Source organism: Paraniabella hibiscisoli (genome assembly GCF_022512515.1).
Taxonomy (GTDB): Bacteria; Bacteroidota; Bacteroidia; order Chitinophagales; family Chitinophagaceae; genus Niabella; species Niabella hibiscisoli.
The window spans coordinates 3,251,201-3,267,539 of sequence record NZ_JAKWBK010000001.1 but is presented as its reverse complement, the minus strand read 5'-3'; the positions used below and the strand labels follow the sequence as shown (position 1 = coordinate 3,267,539).

Annotated in this window: 21 protein-coding genes and 1 pseudogene; 7 read left to right on the top strand and 15 right to left on the bottom strand. The window is 42.1% G+C overall.

What is annotated here, in order from left to right:
- Positions 1-122: 122 nt before the first annotated feature.
- The 14 genes from MKP07_RS20360 to MKP07_RS39090 form a co-directional block, all read right to left on the bottom strand.
- Positions 123-1,106, bottom strand: coding sequence for a DUF5017 domain-containing protein (locus tag MKP07_RS20360; RefSeq protein ID WP_240848815.1), 984 nt, complete (start codon positions 1,104-1,106; stop codon positions 123-125).
- A 33-nt stretch (positions 1,107-1,139) separates the two neighbouring features.
- Positions 1,140-2,378 carry a RagB/SusD family nutrient uptake outer membrane protein gene (locus MKP07_RS20355; protein ID WP_240848814.1) on the bottom strand — a complete coding sequence of 413 codons (1,239 nt, stop codon included), beginning with the start codon at positions 2,376-2,378 and terminating at the stop codon, positions 1,140-1,142.
- Between the two features lie 32 nt (positions 2,379-2,410).
- Positions 2,411-2,908, bottom strand: coding sequence for a RagB/SusD family nutrient uptake outer membrane protein (locus tag MKP07_RS20350; protein WP_240848813.1), 498 nt, complete (start codon positions 2,906-2,908; stop codon positions 2,411-2,413).
- Positions 2,909-2,927: 19 nt separating this feature from the next.
- Positions 2,928-3,647, bottom strand: a complete 720-nt coding sequence (locus tag MKP07_RS20345) for a SusC/RagA family TonB-linked outer membrane protein (protein ID WP_240848812.1) — start codon at positions 3,645-3,647, stop codon at positions 2,928-2,930.
- A gap of 118 nt (positions 3,648-3,765) precedes the next feature.
- Positions 3,766-4,290 carry a TonB-dependent receptor domain-containing protein gene (locus MKP07_RS20340; protein WP_240848811.1) on the bottom strand — a complete coding sequence of 175 codons (525 nt, stop codon included), beginning with the start codon at positions 4,288-4,290 and terminating at the stop codon, positions 3,766-3,768.
- Complete coding sequence (locus MKP07_RS20335; RefSeq protein ID WP_240848810.1) at positions 4,250-5,230, bottom strand: TonB-dependent receptor; 981 nt, start codon at positions 5,228-5,230, stop codon at positions 4,250-4,252. Before MKP07_RS20335 ends, MKP07_RS20340 begins: the two co-directional genes overlap by 41 nt.
- On the bottom strand, positions 5,218-5,634 hold the full coding sequence (locus MKP07_RS20330) for a TonB-dependent receptor plug domain-containing protein (RefSeq protein ID WP_262919388.1): 417 nt from the start codon (positions 5,632-5,634) through the stop codon (positions 5,218-5,220). Before MKP07_RS20330 ends, MKP07_RS20335 begins: the two co-directional genes overlap by 13 nt.
- On the bottom strand, positions 5,625-6,185 hold the full coding sequence (locus MKP07_RS20325; protein WP_262919387.1) for a carboxypeptidase-like regulatory domain-containing protein: 561 nt from the start codon (positions 6,183-6,185) through the stop codon (positions 5,625-5,627). The genes MKP07_RS20330 and MKP07_RS20325 overlap by 10 nt, the downstream gene beginning before the upstream one ends.
- 151 nt (positions 6,186-6,336) lie before the next feature.
- Positions 6,337-6,627 (bottom strand): hypothetical protein, encoded by a 291-nt coding sequence (locus MKP07_RS20320; RefSeq protein WP_240848809.1) that lies wholly within the window; start codon positions 6,625-6,627, stop codon positions 6,337-6,339.
- Positions 6,599-7,777: a glycoside hydrolase family 2 TIM barrel-domain containing protein gene (locus MKP07_RS20315; RefSeq protein ID WP_240848808.1), complete on the bottom strand. Its 1,179-nt coding sequence runs from the start codon at positions 7,775-7,777 to the stop codon at positions 6,599-6,601. Before MKP07_RS20315 ends, MKP07_RS20320 begins: the two co-directional genes overlap by 29 nt.
- 178 nt (positions 7,778-7,955) lie before the next feature.
- Complete coding sequence (locus tag MKP07_RS20310; RefSeq protein ID WP_240848807.1) at positions 7,956-8,405, bottom strand: sugar-binding domain-containing protein; 450 nt, start codon at positions 8,403-8,405, stop codon at positions 7,956-7,958.
- 376 nt (positions 8,406-8,781) lie between these two features.
- Positions 8,782-9,390: a glycoside hydrolase family 16 protein gene (locus MKP07_RS20305; RefSeq protein WP_240848806.1), complete on the bottom strand. Its 609-nt coding sequence runs from the start codon at positions 9,388-9,390 to the stop codon at positions 8,782-8,784.
- A 39-nt stretch (positions 9,391-9,429) separates the two neighbouring features.
- Complete coding sequence (locus tag MKP07_RS20300; RefSeq protein ID WP_317235866.1) at positions 9,430-10,482, bottom strand: alpha-L-fucosidase; 1,053 nt, start codon at positions 10,480-10,482, stop codon at positions 9,430-9,432.
- Positions 10,483-10,505: 23 nt separating this feature from the next.
- Positions 10,506-10,937: an alpha-L-fucosidase gene (locus MKP07_RS39090; protein ID WP_262919386.1), complete on the bottom strand. Its 432-nt coding sequence runs from the start codon at positions 10,935-10,937 to the stop codon at positions 10,506-10,508.
- Positions 10,938-11,397: 460 nt separating this feature from the next.
- Here MKP07_RS39090 and MKP07_RS42800 point away from each other — a divergent pair, with 460 nt between their 5' ends.
- From MKP07_RS42800 to MKP07_RS20270, 7 genes are read left to right on the top strand one after another with little or no spacing between them, the layout of a single operon-like run.
- Positions 11,398-11,673 (top strand): two-component regulator propeller domain-containing protein, encoded by a 276-nt coding sequence (locus MKP07_RS42800; RefSeq protein ID WP_394803589.1) that lies wholly within the window; start codon positions 11,398-11,400, stop codon positions 11,671-11,673.
- Positions 11,664-12,068 carry a two-component regulator propeller domain-containing protein gene (locus MKP07_RS20295; RefSeq protein ID WP_240848805.1) on the top strand — a complete coding sequence of 135 codons (405 nt, stop codon included), beginning with the start codon at positions 11,664-11,666 and terminating at the stop codon, positions 12,066-12,068. The genes MKP07_RS42800 and MKP07_RS20295 overlap by 10 nt, the downstream gene beginning before the upstream one ends.
- Positions 12,065-12,520: a ligand-binding sensor domain-containing protein gene (locus MKP07_RS20290; RefSeq protein ID WP_240848804.1), complete on the top strand. Its 456-nt coding sequence runs from the start codon at positions 12,065-12,067 to the stop codon at positions 12,518-12,520. Before MKP07_RS20295 ends, MKP07_RS20290 begins: the two co-directional genes overlap by 4 nt.
- Positions 12,521-12,561: 41 nt before the next feature.
- Positions 12,562-12,945 (top strand): two-component regulator propeller domain-containing protein, encoded by a 384-nt coding sequence (locus tag MKP07_RS20285; protein ID WP_240848803.1) that lies wholly within the window; start codon positions 12,562-12,564, stop codon positions 12,943-12,945.
- 29 nt (positions 12,946-12,974) lie between these two features.
- A complete protein-coding gene (locus tag MKP07_RS20280; protein ID WP_240848802.1) occupies positions 12,975-13,730 on the top strand; it encodes a triple tyrosine motif-containing protein in 756 nt (251 codons plus the stop codon).
- Positions 13,670-15,049, top strand: a complete 1,380-nt coding sequence (locus MKP07_RS20275) for an ATP-binding response regulator (RefSeq protein WP_240848801.1) — start codon at positions 13,670-13,672, stop codon at positions 15,047-15,049. The genes MKP07_RS20280 and MKP07_RS20275 overlap by 61 nt, the downstream gene beginning before the upstream one ends.
- Positions 15,050-15,051: 2 nt before the next feature.
- The gene (locus MKP07_RS20270) at positions 15,052-15,300 is read left to right on the top strand and encodes a helix-turn-helix domain-containing protein (RefSeq protein ID WP_240848800.1); all 249 of its coding nucleotides are present in this window, start codon (positions 15,052-15,054) and stop codon (positions 15,298-15,300) included.
- Between the two features lie 190 nt (positions 15,301-15,490).
- Here the strand turns inward: MKP07_RS20270 and MKP07_RS20265 are convergent.
- Positions 15,491-16,320 (bottom strand): annotated as a pseudogene (locus MKP07_RS20265) (glycoside hydrolase family 88/105 protein); the annotation flags it as partial.
- Positions 16,321-16,339 lie beyond the last annotated feature (19 nt).

Genomic DNA, 16,339 nt, shown 5'->3' with positions numbered 1-16,339 from the left:
TGAATATTTTGTTGTGTTCTATGATTATTACTATTAAGAATGGTGTAATGGCGTGTTTGCATCATATGCTCTGTTCCGAGTAAGATGTTTGTTATCATTGAGAGATCCTTTATAAGGACCTTTTATTTCACTATTATCGTAACCGACCGAACGGTGGTTTCGCCCTTATCCGGATTCTGGCTGCTTCCCACAAATACCGCCTTATACGTTCCGGGCAGGGTATATCTGAAAGCATATGCCGGCGCCAGGTCGGCAGCGGCTACACTACTCATTGTTTTTACAATAGCAGTGGGCACATCATGTAGCACCTGGGAAAGATTTATCGGACCGGCAATTAACCATTGCTCTGTGTCTACAGCGATAGCCGTATTAGTGGTACCTCCTATTACAAAGTTGGTAGTAGCGTTGGTAGATGCCGCAGGTGTCCAACGTTCTGCAGCCGTGGGGTTCCTGCTTTTGTTTACCGCTACCCAGCCCGGGCTGCTCACCAGCTGGGGAGCGCCTGCTGCATATACAGGATTAACCCCTGCCAGGTTTAAAATTGTATAAGTAGTGTCGTTAACGGGCTTATGTATAAGGGTTAATGGTGTTATGGTCCATTTTCTTTGCGTAGCTCCAGCCGAAGCCGTGTATTTAAAAGCCAGGTAAATAGGCTTACCTGCAGATTTTAACCGGGTTAAATCGATAGCGCCCGATGAGGTAGCTGTAGCGGTAGTGGCCCATTGAATGGGAGCAATGGAATTCACATTTGTCCAGGAAGCAGCACCCAACCTGGACGTATCGTTGGTGTAGTCTGTAGAGTACCATAGCGATAATTCTCCGCTGCTACCGGCTGTGTTAACCGCGGTAGAAAAAGTAAGTATAGCTGTACCGCTGGTATCGATGAACCGGTTGGCATACTGGTATCGCATGCCCCAGCTGCCTGAGTAAAAAGTAATATTATCGGGATTGCCGGTAAATTTGAAAGTTGTAAGTCCGCCACGGGTATAGGAAGCGCTGTCGGTTGTAACCTGGAAATCTGACGGAGAAAGTGCTATCTCCCGCTTGCAGGCCCATAATCCGGCCACCAGCAGCAAGCTTACTATTAGTGAGTAGTAAATACGCATAATTATTTAATTTTTTAGTATCAACACCGTTGACTACCATCCGGGATTTTGTACAATAAGTTGATTGGTCGATGTTTCTGTAAGGGGTATTGGCAATAATGCAAATTTGTCGGAACTATTAGCATTAACTATATATTGATAACCCGATCGAAAATTCATGGTTCTGTTAGTCATACCGCCATAAAACTGGTTACCATTACCATGCGATCCGTTGGCAGTATTGACACCATCAGCTTCCATGCGCGCCTGAAGCGCACGCATTTTAGTGTCGTATATACCCCACCGGCGCAGATCAACCCAGCGATGTCCTTCAAAAGCCAGCTCGCGGGTGCGTTCATCTACAATATCGTTTAGGGTAAGTGCCGTAAGATCCGACAAAGCATTGCCGGTGTTTACCGGGAAGCCATAACCTCGTCTCCTAACCATGTTTACTTTTTCCAGTGCATCTGATCTATTGCCAGTAGGTGACATCAGCTCGGCTTCTGCCAGCATTAACAAAACGTCGCTGAAACGCAGTATAGGAAAAGACTCCGGGGAAGAGAACCTGCTTTTGGGTACAATAGTTTCAAACTCTCTTCTCCATTTTCCCTGCGGACGAACATAGTATTCATGTGGTTGAGTAGGGTAATTGGATCTGTTATAATCTGAAGGTTGGGTTGGAGTAACGCCAGCTTTTACAGTGGTATAGTAGTAGGGGCATATTGTCCAGTCACGTCGCAAATCACCGTTACCAAATAAGTCATAAACTCCTTTGGGAACATTTACCGCATTAAAGCAGGTGCCTATAATACCATAATCTGTAGGGCTGGTTGCATTACAGGGCGGGCCGGCAAAAATACCGGTCGCTCCCTGTAAGGTTACAGGGTATTGAGAGGCTACATCATTACCCGAAAATGTAGCTTCCCATATACATTCTTTGATATTGGTTATTTGCCTGGATTCATTGATGAAAATATAAGCGAAGCTACTGTCAGGAAAGGTCATTCCCTGCTTCGCTGTATACAGACTGTGTTCATTGGAGTTAACTACCTGCTGTGCATAATAAATAGTGCTATCATAATACCTGGGATCATTCAGGCTAATGGTGGTAGCAGGGTCACCGGTTCCAGGGCCTGCCATTGTTAAAAATACCCTGGCCAAAACACCCTGCGCAGCTGTACGCGAAACCAAACTAGGTGTATTAGTAGCCCCTGCCGTCTTTAACATGGGGATAGATAACCTGATATCCGATACAGCCTGCCCGTATGTATCGGCCAAAGATGCTCTTGCCAAGGGCAAATTGCTGGTGGAAATCATATTGGTTTCTACCTAAGTGGCACGCCTCCAAAATGGCTTGCAAGCACATAAAAAGCATAGCCTCTTAAAAACAGGGCCTGGCCCAAAGCATAGCTACGGGCTGAAGCATCAATAGCGGGGTTTTTATCGACATTTGCGATTAAACTGTTTGCATGATAAATAGCCTGGTACATGCCCTGCCACAGATTCTCCACAGCTACATTAGAATTATCAAAAATATAGCTGGCATAATTATTTACATTTAAAGCAGCGTTAAGTTGTATAGCTTCATCACTATAAGTGAAATGTCCGTTTAAGGTTTGTGCCTGGCCAGCAGGGCCATTTTGTCCATATCCGCTAATAAGCACCCGGTTATAAATACCGTTTACCGCTGCGTTCAGCTGGCTGGCATCCTGGTAGTAATTATCATTGGTGATTTTATCAAGCGCTGCTTTATCAAGGAACTTTTCGCAGGAGCTGCAGAAAAAAACTGCTCCTGCTATAAGCAAATAAAATATACGGTTCATATCAAAAATTTAAATAGTATTAAAGAGTTATATTAGCACCAATGGTTACAGTTCGGGCACGTGGATAAGCTGCCCAGTCAAACCCCGGCGTGACCTGGGAATAAAAAGTAGCAACTTCGGGATCATACCCCTTGTATTTAGTCCACGTAATTAAATTTTGAGCAGAAGCATAAACACGCAATTGCTTTATGCCAGATCTCTTTAATAGCTCTTTTGGTAAATTATATCCCAGTTGCGCTGTCTTCAATCTTAGATAAGACCCATCCTCCACTGTTCTTGATGACAGCACAGCAGGCCCTTGTGGCGCGCCTTGTCCTGCCCGGAAGAGTTCGTTATTTTGATTATGCGGTGTCCACCTATTCGTAACAGATGCAAACTGATTCAGATTGGTTGTGCCCGGATTTTCAAATACCATACGGTTGGCATTTTGAATATCACTGCCATAACTCCACTGAAAGAAAATATTCAAGTCAAAATTTTTATAATTTATATTATTACCAAATCCGCCATAGTGTACCGGCAACCCTCTTCCAATAACGGTCAGGTCGGTACTATTCATGACGCCATCCCCATTGATATCTTTAAACTTAATATCGCCGGGCTGTGGAGCGCTTGTTGGACTGTTACTTCTGGTAGTTTGGTTGGTAGGCACGTCATCTCTTAAAATAAACTGACCTGCACTATTTTTTATAAAATCACTATACTGATAATTCCCCTCCCACAGGTAACCGTACATCAAACCCAGCGCCTGGCCTTTTTTAAAATATAAGCATTCGATGCCGCGTTACCCCAGGGAACACCTAATACCAGCGCGTCTGTATTATTTGCAAGTTCCAATACTTTGTTGGCGTTGAAACTTATGTTGAAACTGGATGTCCATTTAAAATCTTTATGTTGAACATTAATCGTATTAAGCGTATATTCCAGTCCTTTGTTTTGTATTTTCCTATGTTTTGCAGTAAGGTTTTAAATCCTGTAGAAGTTGGAATAGGTGCATTAAATAACAAGCCATCACTTGTTTTCACGTAGGCTTCTATGGTAACAGTAATCCTGTTTTTTAAAAAGCCCAGATCCAAACCTGCGTTATATGTTTTTTGTGATTCCCATACCAGATCGGGATTGCCGGCAACAGGCACAAATGCACCGGTGATTTGAGATACACCGTTAGTAGTTCCATTAATAATAGTAAGGCCACCGTTGGGCGCGATACCGGTTTGTATTAATGTTAGGAAGGGATAATTGCTGATGGCCGCTGTATTATCATTACCGGTAGCTCCATAACTAAAACGTATGCCGGCATTAGAAACAACAGGCTTGATCTTTTTCCAGAAAGATTCCGAACTAACACTCCATTTCGCGCTTAAAGCAGGAAAAGTCCCCATCTGTTGCCCGCTGCAAATCTCGAGGAGCCATCGCGCCGTAAAGTACCTGAGAGATAATACCTTGACTTATAATTATACATAAATCTGCCAAAAAAGATGCTTTTGTCCACTCAACAGCGCTGGTACCGATTGGATTTACCGTACCACTATTGGTTTGCGATAAACCATAAATACCTAATCCGGGATTTGTAACTCCCAGACCCGAGTAACCATAATTAACAGCTCTAAATCCCGACTGGCTTTGGCCAACCAGAGCTGTAAGATTATGATTCTTATTAAAAGTATTGATATACGTTAATACATTTTCGTTTACCCAGGTGGGTTGACTACCCTGGTTAACAGAGCCGTTAGGACCGGCTGCACCTATGGTCGTAAGCCTGCTCCCATAAACGGTAAGAGAATCGTTAAAAGCAAGACTCTTATAGCTTAGGTAATTAACTCCCACGGTTGACCTTAGCTTTAAATGACTGTTGATAGCATACTCAGCATAACCGTTCGCAAGCAAGGTAGTGCTATGGTTTTTGCGATATAAATGCTTTTGGTTGATATAGGGATTGAAGAAATAGTTGAATTGACTGGTAATGGTCGGGTCCGTTAAATCATCGGTAGCAGCATCCAGGTTAGCTGGCTCCAGAAAAGGCTTATAACCCAAAATACTATACATCAGACTGGCCGTATTAGAGCCGTTAAAACCGGTGTAAGTAGAAATACCGCCTTGTATAGCATAAATATAAGATACCGAAAGTCCCACCTTAAACTTATCACTCATAACCTGATCAAGGGTCAATTTACCAAGATACCGCTTATAATCCGAGTTAATAATAGTACCCTCCTGGCTATTATAGTTTCCTGATATGGAATACTTGGTTTTATCGTTTCCGCCGGTTATATCAAGAGAAACATTATACGAATTGGCTGAACGGTAAATCAGGTCACCCATATCGAAAGCAGTCGTGCTATCCTTATAATAGTTATAAAGGTGCAAGGGGTTATTAGAGATGGCATAACTACTGCTGTAATAATCGGGGGATATAAGTTAGGATTAGTGTAAGTGGCTGCGGTTAGCTTATTATCTATTTGCAACTTGGCCCATTCTTCTGTATTAAGCATATCCATTTTCCCTATATTATTCTGCACACCATACCAGGTAGTAACAGAAATAGAAGGAGGGGCCACTTTACCTCTTTTGGTGGTAATTAGTATAACACCATTGGCACCGCTGGCACCATATATAGTTGTAGCAGCGGCGTCTTTTAAAACTTCGATCGACTCAATGTTATTTGGATCTAACTGATTCGTGTTAAAATTAGAGGCATACATAGGAAAGCCATCTATTACATACAAGGGCGACGCGTCAAGATTAATAGATCCGGCCCCCTTACCAGTATATTAATACCGGCCCCGGGTTGGCCGTCTTGGGAGCTCACCTGTACACCGGCTACCCTGCCGGCCAATGCTTCATCAAAGGAACGCACCGGTGCCTTCTGCAGATCCGGCATATTTACCGATCCAACAGCTGTGGTAAGATCTTTACGTTTCACTGCTCCATATCCAATAACCACTACATCATCTAACGATCCGGCAGCGGCCCTGCGCAGGGCTATGTTTAAAACACTACCCGTTATCTTACGTTCTTCAGTATCATATCCAATAAATGAAAATATCAATATGGTATTGGGGGATGTGTTTATAGTGTATTTCCCTGAGGCATTGGTTTGAGTGCTCAGATTACTTCCTTCGATGGTTACTGATACACCAGCAATCGGTGTGCCCGATGAGTCGGTTACCAACCCACTCACCTGCTGGTTTTGGGCAAATAAATGCCCTCCTGTTATTAAAAATAATATTGAGAGATAAAAAAATGGGCATTTTTCTTTAAAAGAAAACATTCTCATACTTTGAATTTGTTTTGTAAAATAATTGATGACAGCCGCTTAACCGTATATATTCCCAAATTTGAACTCTTTACCGAAGTAAGTCAAGGAAAATCATAAAAAATGAGGGAGAAAATCTTTAACAATTCACAATACTCTAATTGTCAACAACCTACAAACTATTTTGGGTTAGCGGGCGTATTATGAAGCCATGACCTTCGACCAGCCAACTGCACTCATCCTTAAAATTTTTGTAAGACCCCGAACCGGTTACTTTAATCTTATTATTACCTGACTGCAATTCTACTCTGCTAAAAACAGCGGTTTTAAATGCATCGGGCTTTACAGTTGCTACATACTTCCCGTTTATCATTAACACCAACTCGGGGAGATTAGAAAAAACTTTGATATCTGTTAAGCTATTAGCACGTTGTTCAAATCTCTTTTGAGTAATATGTATCATTGGTGAAAAATTCCAGTTGGCTTTGTAATAAAAAAAGCATCTTTTTTAGTGATCCTGTCGTAGGTAACCAATCCCTTATCATTAATGCCATCGCGCTCCCCTTCTGTGCGTATAGAAGATCCAAAATCAGCCAACACCCAGATGTACTTACCCCAGAGATAAGGCCTTTTTGCCATCTCTTTCCAATGTGCTTCATGAAAAGCGGTCTGCCATTCTTCAGGGTGAAACTCTCCGGTAGGAACAGGTGCCAGTAATGAATCGGCATGTTGGGTAATGCCGCGCCAGCGCCATATTCGCTTATTGCTATTGGTTTGCGGGGAAACTGATGATGTAGTTTATCAGCCCATGGCCCTATATCTGAAAATTTACCGCCATACCAGCCATAGTATTTATTCCAGGCAATAAGATCGCTCACATGGTTAAACTGATCATTATCGAGAAAGCTGGCACAGGTTGTAAGCCTTGATGGATCTTCATTTTTTGCCAGAGCATTTAATTCTTCAAGAAAAGGGATTGGATTATCATAATCCAACTTCAATTCGTTAAACAGGCCCCAGAAAAAAACAGAAGGATGATTATAGTTTTGACGGATCATTTCTATCATAAGTTGGCGAGCCTGGTGCTGCAAAGAGGCGCTCGCCATATAACCTGTACCGGTATAACCTCCCGGACCTACTAACGGGATTTCTGACCATAAAATAATGCCGCTGCTATCTGCCAGGCGGTACATTTCGCCTGAATGCGGGTAATGGGTAAAACGAAGAGCATTAGCACCTGTTTCCAATACCAGGTCTATATCTTTTTTAAAATCTCCGCGGCTCATTGCAGAACCCTTCCCCGCAACGTCCTCATGTAAGCCGAAGCCATACAAATCGAGATAACGGCCATTCAAAAACAAACCAGAATCGGAGCTCACCCGGTAGTATCTCAAACCCAGCGGTTGTTCTACTTCATCCACTACTTTTCCCTGCTCCCTCAATTGGGTTACTATTTTGTATAGATACGGATCCTGCCGGCTATTCCACAGCCTTGGGTTTTGTATAGTTAATACTGCATTAACACTGGTATCTCCGTTTTTGACGGCCGACTCCACCATTCCGATTGTTTTCTTGCTGGCATCATACAATATACTTCTTACGGTAAGTGGCACGCCGGTTTTTTTACAGATAGCCGGGTAGCAATATCAACCGTTGCCGCTTGTTTTGTTACCAGTTTTGGAGTAAGATAAATGCCGGGCGATGCATAATCAAGAGGACTAATACAGTTATCACCGGTTATTAGTAAATGTACGGACCGGTGCAGACCTCCGTAAATATTAAAGTCACCAGTTAGTGGCAAAATATCCGGACGCATGGCATTCGACACCCACACCTGTAGCTGGTTTTCTTTCCCTGCCTGTACCAAAGCCGTAATTTCCAGGCAAAAAGCAGTGTATCCCCTTTATGCTCGCCCGCCAGTTTTTTATTTACAAACACCTGCGCAAACGAATTGGCTCCTTCGAAATATAGGAAGTACCGTTGTTGTTGCGTAGTAGCGGGCAACTGAATTTTCTTTTCGTAAAAAGCTGCGTCGCGCGTATAACGCGTTTTTTCTTCGAGTGCCTCCTGTGCATTCCAGGTATGCGGCAGGTTTACTTTTTCTTTAGGAATGTTAGGACGCATATCATAGGCCCAATAAAAATCCCAGCCTTCATTTAAAGATAGCCATTGCCGGTGGGACTGTGCAAAAGCCGTCGTAAAAAAGCAAATAAAAAATACAAGCAATAGATAGTTTCTCATACATTCAAGGATTAAAAATAAAGGAGTAAGAGCACATCTTTCCAGGATCGCAATTACTTTGCAATAAAAGTATTATCGCTTATTTTTGGCAGCTTGCGTTCGTTCTGGTTTTTATTGAACGACTATGATCTTTTTCCTGTTTTATATTGGAGATTATATTTTATTTCATAAAGCAATTTCATGAAGAGCCGCTGTGCCGATACCAGGGCCAGAAAGTATTATTATTCATACATGCGTACATAGTCTATATAGTACCTCAGAGGCAATATGTCGGGGTTTAGCTTTCCGCCCAGGTTGCCTTCGCGTCCTAATGCGAGATTGAGCAATAAATAGAAATCCTTCTGGAATATAGCACGGGCAGATGCGTCAAGACCGGCTATATTAACAGCAAAATATTTTTTGTCATCATAAAAAATGAGATAACGTCGGCTGTACGTTCTATGGCATAAAGATGGTAATCATTATAAGGAGCGCCCATTGCAGGCTTAGCGCCTTTCATCTGGTATTTTTGTTCCTTATCAGAATAATGTAAAGTGCCATACACCAGTGACGAATCCTTGCCCACGAACTCCATAATATCGATTTCTCCGCAATGAGGCCATTTTACAGGCCCCCTGTTGGTACCGAGCATCCAAATAGCTGGCCAGCTACCCAGTCCTTTGGGCACTTTGGCCCTCACTTCTATACGTCCGTAACGAAAAGACCTTTTACCTAAGGTAGTAAGGCTGGCTGATGTGTAAGCAGCACCTTCATAAGGTTCCTTACGGGCTTCTATTACCAGGCTACCATTTTCAACGCGGCAGTTTTCCTGTCTTTTTACGGTGTAATACTGAGGTTCTTTATTACGAACAAGACCCGACTCATATCCCCATTTCGTAGAATCCGGCAGGCCGCTGTAGTTAAATTCGTCGGCCCATTTAAGCTTCCATTTTTTTGGCCCATCACCGGCATCTGACCTATCAACACCAGCAATAATAGCAAGCACTTCTTATTTTTCATTCGATTTAATTTCCCAGAATAGTAGTTATGTATTAATCAAATGCGGCGGTGTATAACCCAAGTTCCGCAATAGCGGTGTTGCCCTTGTAGCAGGAATGCTAAACCGGATCTTATTCGTTGTAATTGTCTTATTCAATTTTAATAATCGCTTGTAACCAACGGTTGTTCCTTCTGCAATAGTTTGCCAACTACCGTCGATCCAGGCCTCAACCGTAAATTGCTCGATATGCTGACCCAGTGCAATATTTTCCTGTAACTTGATAAGATTAAACGATATCTGCGCAGGTAGCAAGGCAGTTACCTGTTGGGTGGTAACATAGGTAGATAATTTACCGTCTGTAAATCCTGCTACGCTCGCTCCTTTCTTATTTTGAAAACGGGCATTCTGTAAAAGGTTTTTCGTAAAAGTATTATCAAATAGTTGTTTCCACCCTTCCAATGCTTTAACATCAGCGGCATTGATGAGGCCTTCAGTATCCGGAGGTACATTTAATAAGAGCACACCATTTCGACCTACCGAGGTAAGATAAATATGCATCAAATTTTCGGGAGACTTCACCTTACTATTTTCTGCCGGGTGATAAAACCATCCCGGCCGGATGCTGACATCTGTTTCGGCAGGATACCATACCAGTCCCCTGGAGCTATAAAGCTGTTCACGCGAGCCACGTACCGAATCTTTAAAGGAGCCGGTAATAGCAGGTTTCACATTTACCTCTTGCTGCGAATTTTCGGCTAGCTCCTTTTGTGATGCGGCATTGAGCGGTAGAACGCTCCATTCCGTTAAACGCCCTATACCTGTTTCAGTACCCACCCATCTAACATCAGGACCCATAACAGCAATTACTGCAGCAGGCTGAAGCTTGCGAATAAGTTGATACCAGCGGTTAAAATCGTACCATTGCTTTTTACCATTGGGCCCTTCTCCATTGGCTCCGTCAAACCAAAGTTCATCAATTGTTCCGTACCGGGTAAGCAATTCGGTGAGCTGTGCTGTAAAAAAATCATTATACTTTACAGAGTCCCCATATACTGGGGCGTTTCGATCCCAGGGAGATAGGTATACCCCAAATCCCACCTGGTATTTTTTACAAGCTGCCGCTACTTTTTAACTATATCACCTTTACCTTGCTTGTAGGGTGACTGAGCAATAGAATAGGTAGTGGTTGCTGTGGGCCACAGGCAAAATCCATCATGATGTTTAGCCGTAAGAATGACCTGGCGAAAACCTGCTTCTTTCATTGTCTTCACCCACTGCATTGCATCTAGTTTTACAGGGTTAAATAAAGAAGCAGGCTCTTTTCCTGTACCCCATTCAAGATTACTAAAAGTATTAATACCGAAGTGGAAGAAAGCAGTTAGCTCTAATTGCTGCCAACGCAACTGGCGCGCGGATGGTTTTACCTGCGCTGCTTTTTTGATAATATCTTCCCTTGTGTCCGTTGGAAGAATGGGTACAAAATTTTGTGCATTTGCCGCAGCAGCGTATAGTATATATACCGTAGCAAGTACTAAAAACAGTTTTTTATTCATACGAATTAATCATCTTTTAAAATAAGCCCGCGATTCAGGTTGTGAAATAATTGTACTTCAGCCGGGATTGGGGTGTTACAAAACTCCATCCCCTCCTGCTTAAAGCCATGTATTCTCATAAATAAATACAGCTTTAGTTCAAATGTGCTAATTTTAGTTACGAAGTGTGGAGAATATTTTAAATAAAAAGGAGAATATCTTAAAGCCATTGCCAAAATACTGATATTCAATTATTTAAAAAAATAATCTTACACAATTCGGCTGCTTAGTTATACAGTATAAGCCCATTTAAAGAATAAAGTGAAAAAGAAATCATTCAAAACTGCCTTTGGGTCTGCTGCTTTCTCGGCATGGCTTTCAATCAGGCTTATTGTCAGGAAAGAATATTCAATTCATTAAATACTGAAAACGGGCTTTCACACAATGCAGTTCTTTCTATTACCCAGGATCGTAAAGGTTTTTGTGGCTGGCCACGCCTTATGGGCTTAATCGGTACGATGGTCGCCGGTTTTTGACCTACCTGCGCAATAAAGAGCCGAACAGCATTTCAGATAACTATATATTATCATTGTTTACCGACAAAAGCGGGCAATTGTGGGCAGGTACTACTAATGGCCTGAACCGATATAATGAATTTAAGGACGGGTTTGACACTCTTTTTCAAAACTGCCTGGTACAGATGCTTCCGGTCAGGTCGATGTCATTTTTCAAACTAGTGACAACAGGATGCTTATAGGAACCAACCGGGGACTTTATTATCTGGATCCTGGTACCAATCTGGTAAAAAAACATCCTTTATCCGGTTCACTGACGGGAAATGAAATAAAAACGATGTATGAAGACCGTCATCACAATTTATGGATTGGCACATCGCAAGGTCTTAACAAGGTACCGTTCAGGCAAGCAGGCAGTAAAGTTCAACATTTTAAAAATGGAAACGGCCCGGGAACACTGCCGGGAGATTACATAACCAGTATTACGGAAGATAAAGAAGGATTTATATGGATAGGCACGCATCACAACGGGTTATGCAGGTTTAACCCGGGCGATGCCAGCTTTTCGCCTTTGGCAGCCCTGGCCGAAGATGAACATGTAAGAAAAATATTCGTTGATGATAAAAATATTTTTTGATCGCCACCCAAAAGGGCCTCGTCGTTTACAATCCTTTTACCAAACAAATCATCCGTTACCTTCATGACGCCAAAGTAAATGGCAGTATCAGCCAAAACTCAGTATATAGCATTTACCAGGACAACAGAGGAAGTATGTGGATTGGTACTTATTTTGGTGGCGTTAACCAGTTAAGCAATTACAGCACGCCCTTCTATTCACTTATCAACCAAATAAAAGCGCCCGACTACCTGTTTAATTATGTAACGAGCGGCCTGGAACAAGACAATGCCGGTAATTTGTGGGTAGGTACCGAAGACGGAGGTTTATTTAAAATTAGTATGGCAACCGGCGGAACGAATCAATTCCTCAATGATCCCCGCAACACAAGAACTATTGGCAGTAACAATATCAAAACAGTTTTAAAAGATAAAGATGGGAATATCTGGATCGGGACTCATGGGGGCGGCTAAACTTATATAACCCTAAACAAAACAATTTCACGCGTTTTAGCTTGATCAACAAAATTACCCAATCTACTGCGGCTGAAATACCATCGATAATCGAGGACGCTCAAAACAGGCTTTGGGTGGGCACCAATATGGGGCTTTATATTTTCAACCGTACCGGTGTTCAACTGCTGCCTGCTGTTTTACCCGAGCTTGATAGTTTGAAAAAAGCCCAGATAAAATATCTTTTCAAAGATAGCCACAATCGTATTTGGTTAAGCACAACGGCTGGCACCTATTTGTATGATACGAACAGAGTATTAACAAAATTTAATTACTATGTAGCCAATAATATTTGTGAATCGCCGGACGGCGGCATTTGGTTTGCCATAAGCAACACTGGATTGGCTCGTTACAACAGGCAGGAAAAAATGTTGAGATCGTTTTAAGCCGGCAAAACCTCCGCAATAAGAATATTATGTGTTTGTTGCCAGGTAACGACGTAAGCTCACTCTGGCTAAGCCTGGACAAAGGACTATGCCAATTGAACACCACCAATATGAGCTACCGGCTATTTGCCAAAAACGACGGTCTGGCTAATGACAATTTCAATACCGGTTCCGGATTAAAGCTTGCAAATGGCGAGCTGCTCTTCGGAGGAATCAAAGGTATAACAGCATTCGATCCTGCCGCCATCAGCTTCAATAAGGCTATTGCGCCTATTTATTTTACCGGCCTCAGATTGTCGGACAGCAGCAGTAATGTAAGCACAACAGATAAGCATATCATCCCGGAAAACATCATCAATGCTAAAGAAATCGTTTTAAATTACGATCAAAATGTGTTTACCATTACCTACGCCTTGCTTAACTATATTCGACCGGGCAAAAACAGCTACCAATACATTCTGGAAGGCTATAATCGCAGCTGGATATATACCGACCAACCTGCTGCCTCTTTTACCAATGTACCACCAGGTAACTATGTGCTTAAAGTAAAAGGAGCCAATAATGACGGAGTATGGGGTACTCCTATTAGTCTGACATTAAAAATCAGACCTCCGTTCTGGCAACGCTGGTGGGCCTATGTATTGTATATACTGCTGGCTATTGCACTAATCTTTCTGTTTACACGCTATTTGTTTTTAAGGGCGGTTATAAAAAAGAAGAAGCGTTGCATCAAAATAAGCTCAACTTTTTCACTAATATTTCGCACGAGATCAGAACACAATTAACGCTCATAACCCTTCCTCTTGAACAACTCGCCGAAGAAGAGCACCATGATCTGCCGAAGCAATCCGGATATATCGGGTTAATCAAACACAATGCAGAAAGATTGCAACTGCTGGTAAACGAACTAATGGATTTTAGAAGAGTTGAAAGTGGCAACCTGAGATTATATCCTGCATTACATTCGCTTCCGCAGCTTTTGGAAGAGATCGTTGCTACATTTCAGGATATGGCGCAAATGCAAAACACCACCATCAATATAGTTTATAATGGCGACGATATCCCCGCCTATTTCGATAAAAATCAATTATCAAAAGTATTTTTTAACCTGATCAATAATGCGTTAAAATATGCACCGCCGGATAGCAGGATCGATATAGAGATAGAAGAAAATAATAAGGAGGTAATTACCCGCGTCACAGACAACGGCCCCGGCATACCAGCTGAATTTTTAAATAATATTTTCAATAATTATTACCAGGTAGGTGAACATGAAAAACAAAACACTGGCTATGGCATAGGGCTTGCTTTATCTAAAAGCATTGTTGATTTACATAAAGGGCATATATCGGTGCAATCGACCAGATCAGAACTGGGCAATCGCGGTGAAACCATTTTTGAAGTATCGCTATTGAAAGGCGCCGCGCACTTGCAGGCTCTACCTCATGTTGTAATGAATATGGAACAGACAACAGAGCCGGACGAACCCTTACCTACAGCAGGATTTAACACTATTGACCCAACAAATCAGCCGGGCAATGCTGATCTGTTATACACCATTCTTGTAGTTGAGGACAATACGGAATTACGGAAACTGGTATGTAATACCTTTAAAGCTGAATATGTAGTACTCGAGGCAGTTAATGGAGATGAGGGCCTCCAAATAGCACGGCAGGAAATTCCTGATATTATTATCAGTGATGTGATGATGCCTTTAATGGACGGTTATGCGTTCTGCCGCCAGATCAAAACCGATAAGAGAACGAGTCATATACCTGTCATCCTGCTTACGGCCAAAAACACGCAAACAGACCAGATAAGCGGTTTGGAACAGGGAGCCAACCTTTATCTTACCAAACCTTTCAGTAAACGTGTTTTGCAACTTAATGTAAATAATCTTTTACTATTAAAAGAACAGCAAAAGCAAATCGTGTTATCGACGCTGAGCGAACTACCTGCAGAACAAAACGTATCAGCCCCCTCTCATGCTGCCGGCAATCAACTGGCAGCAATTGACCAGGAATTTTTAGATGAAATTATCAAAATAACTGAAGAGCAAATGGACAAAGACGGTTTTGGTGTAGCTGTTTTATCAAAAAAATAGGAATGAGCCCACCCATACTTTACAAAAAACTTTTTGCATTAACCGGGCTCACCGTAAACGAATTTATCAAAACAAGAAAATTGCAGAAAGCCGCTGAATTAATAACACAAGGAAAATTTTCGCTGCAGGACATTTCAGATTCGATAGGCTATAAAGATCATAAATACTTCAGTAAGGAATTCAAAAACACTTTGGAGTTGCTCCCAAAGATTACAAAAGACCTTCCGACCCTGCTATTTAATTTTTTATAAGCACTGCTCTCGCCTTTCGAACCAATGGACCTTGCTGTAGCGACAGGCGTATGGTGCATTTTAAAAGTACTGTTATATCAGCCCGTTTTATGAAAGATATTTTATAAAAAGAAGCCGGCATTTATATTACCGGCTTTCTGATGAAAAATATAAATATCGTTTTTGATATATTACCAACTCGTTCCTGCAATCACTTGGTCAACTTATATACCTCAGTCCCTGCCAATAAAAAACAGCCCAAACCGTAATCTTCAAAATCAGGTGTGCTGGTATACGTTACTGGCTGGCCATCTTTGGGTTCTTTACCTGTTCCCTGTACATACCCTAAAAACCCATTCTTATGTACCGCATCTTTTACCATTGCATTCCAGGCTTTGGTTAGTACGGGCTGATACGTTTTTTTATCCAGGATGCCCTTTCTTACCCCCAGGCAAATCCATAGGTAAAGCAGGCGGTTCCCGTAATTTCTTTACCACCATAATGATTCGGATCGTGGAGGCTGGCTGTCCATAAACCATCCGGACGTTGTATCTTGATAAGTGCAGCGCTCATATCTTTAAAGTCTTGCAGGTACTCTGCATAATGAGGATCTGACTTTGGTAATTCTTCCAGTACACGCACCAAGGCCATTACTACCCAACCATTACCGCGGCTCCAGTAGCAATCTTCACCATTGGGTTCTTTATACGGCGGATCAAAATCCTTATCTCTCCACCACAGATGATCTTGCCGGTTATAAAGTCCTTTATCGCCATGAGTATTTTTTGTATAGGCATACATATCATACATCTTATCGAAGTACTTAGTATCGTTATACAAGTTACCTAATTTGGTAAATAACGGCATACCCATTTGTATCGCATCAATCCAACTCCAGTCATCATTTTTGCCGCTGGCAATAACGTTATCTATACTCGTTTTAATATCCCTTACACGCTCTTCTTTTTTATCGATGAGGTACAGATCAACATATGTTTGGCCGCAACAATGGTTGTCGGCATTTTTGGTAGCGGTACCACCGTTTAATCCCCATTTGTGC

What these genes read in the sequence shown, in the direction of transcription:
- MKP07_RS20320 (WP_240848809.1), bottom strand. Translation starts at nt 6,627, where the DNA reads ATGATACATATTACTCAAAAGAGATTTGAACAACGTGCTAATAGCTTA.
- MKP07_RS20335 (WP_240848810.1), bottom strand. Translation starts at nt 5,230, where the DNA reads ATGGGTGACCTGATTTACCGTTCAGCCAATTCGTATAATGTTTCTCTT.
- MKP07_RS20360 (WP_240848815.1), bottom strand. Translation starts at nt 1,106, where the DNA reads ATGCGTATTTACTACTCACTAATAGTAAGCTTGCTGCTGGTGGCCGGA.
- MKP07_RS20310 (WP_240848807.1), bottom strand. Translation starts at nt 8,405, where the DNA reads ATGAGAAACTATCTATTGCTTGTATTTTTTATTTGCTTTTTTACGACG.
- MKP07_RS39090 (WP_262919386.1), bottom strand. Translation starts at nt 10,937, where the DNA reads ATGAATAAAAAACTGTTTTTAGTACTTGCTACGGTATATATACTATAC.
- MKP07_RS20280 (WP_240848802.1), top strand. Translation starts at nt 12,975, where the DNA reads ATGTGTTTGTTGCCAGGTAACGACGTAAGCTCACTCTGGCTAAGCCTG.
- MKP07_RS20325 (WP_262919387.1), bottom strand. Translation starts at nt 6,185, where the DNA reads ATGAGAATGTTTTCTTTTAAAGAAAAATGCCCATTTTTTTATCTCTCA.
- MKP07_RS20270 (WP_240848800.1), top strand. Translation starts at nt 15,052, where the DNA reads ATGAGCCCACCCATACTTTACAAAAAACTTTTTGCATTAACCGGGCTC.
- MKP07_RS20295 (WP_240848805.1), top strand. Translation starts at nt 11,664, where the DNA reads ATGCTTATAGGAACCAACCGGGGACTTTATTATCTGGATCCTGGTACC.
- MKP07_RS20350 (WP_240848813.1), bottom strand. Translation starts at nt 2,908, where the DNA reads ATGAACCGTATATTTTATTTGCTTATAGCAGGAGCAGTTTTTTTCTGC.
- MKP07_RS20340 (WP_240848811.1), bottom strand. Translation starts at nt 4,290, where the DNA reads ATGGGGACTTTTCCTGCTTTAAGCGCGAAATGGAGTGTTAGTTCGGAA.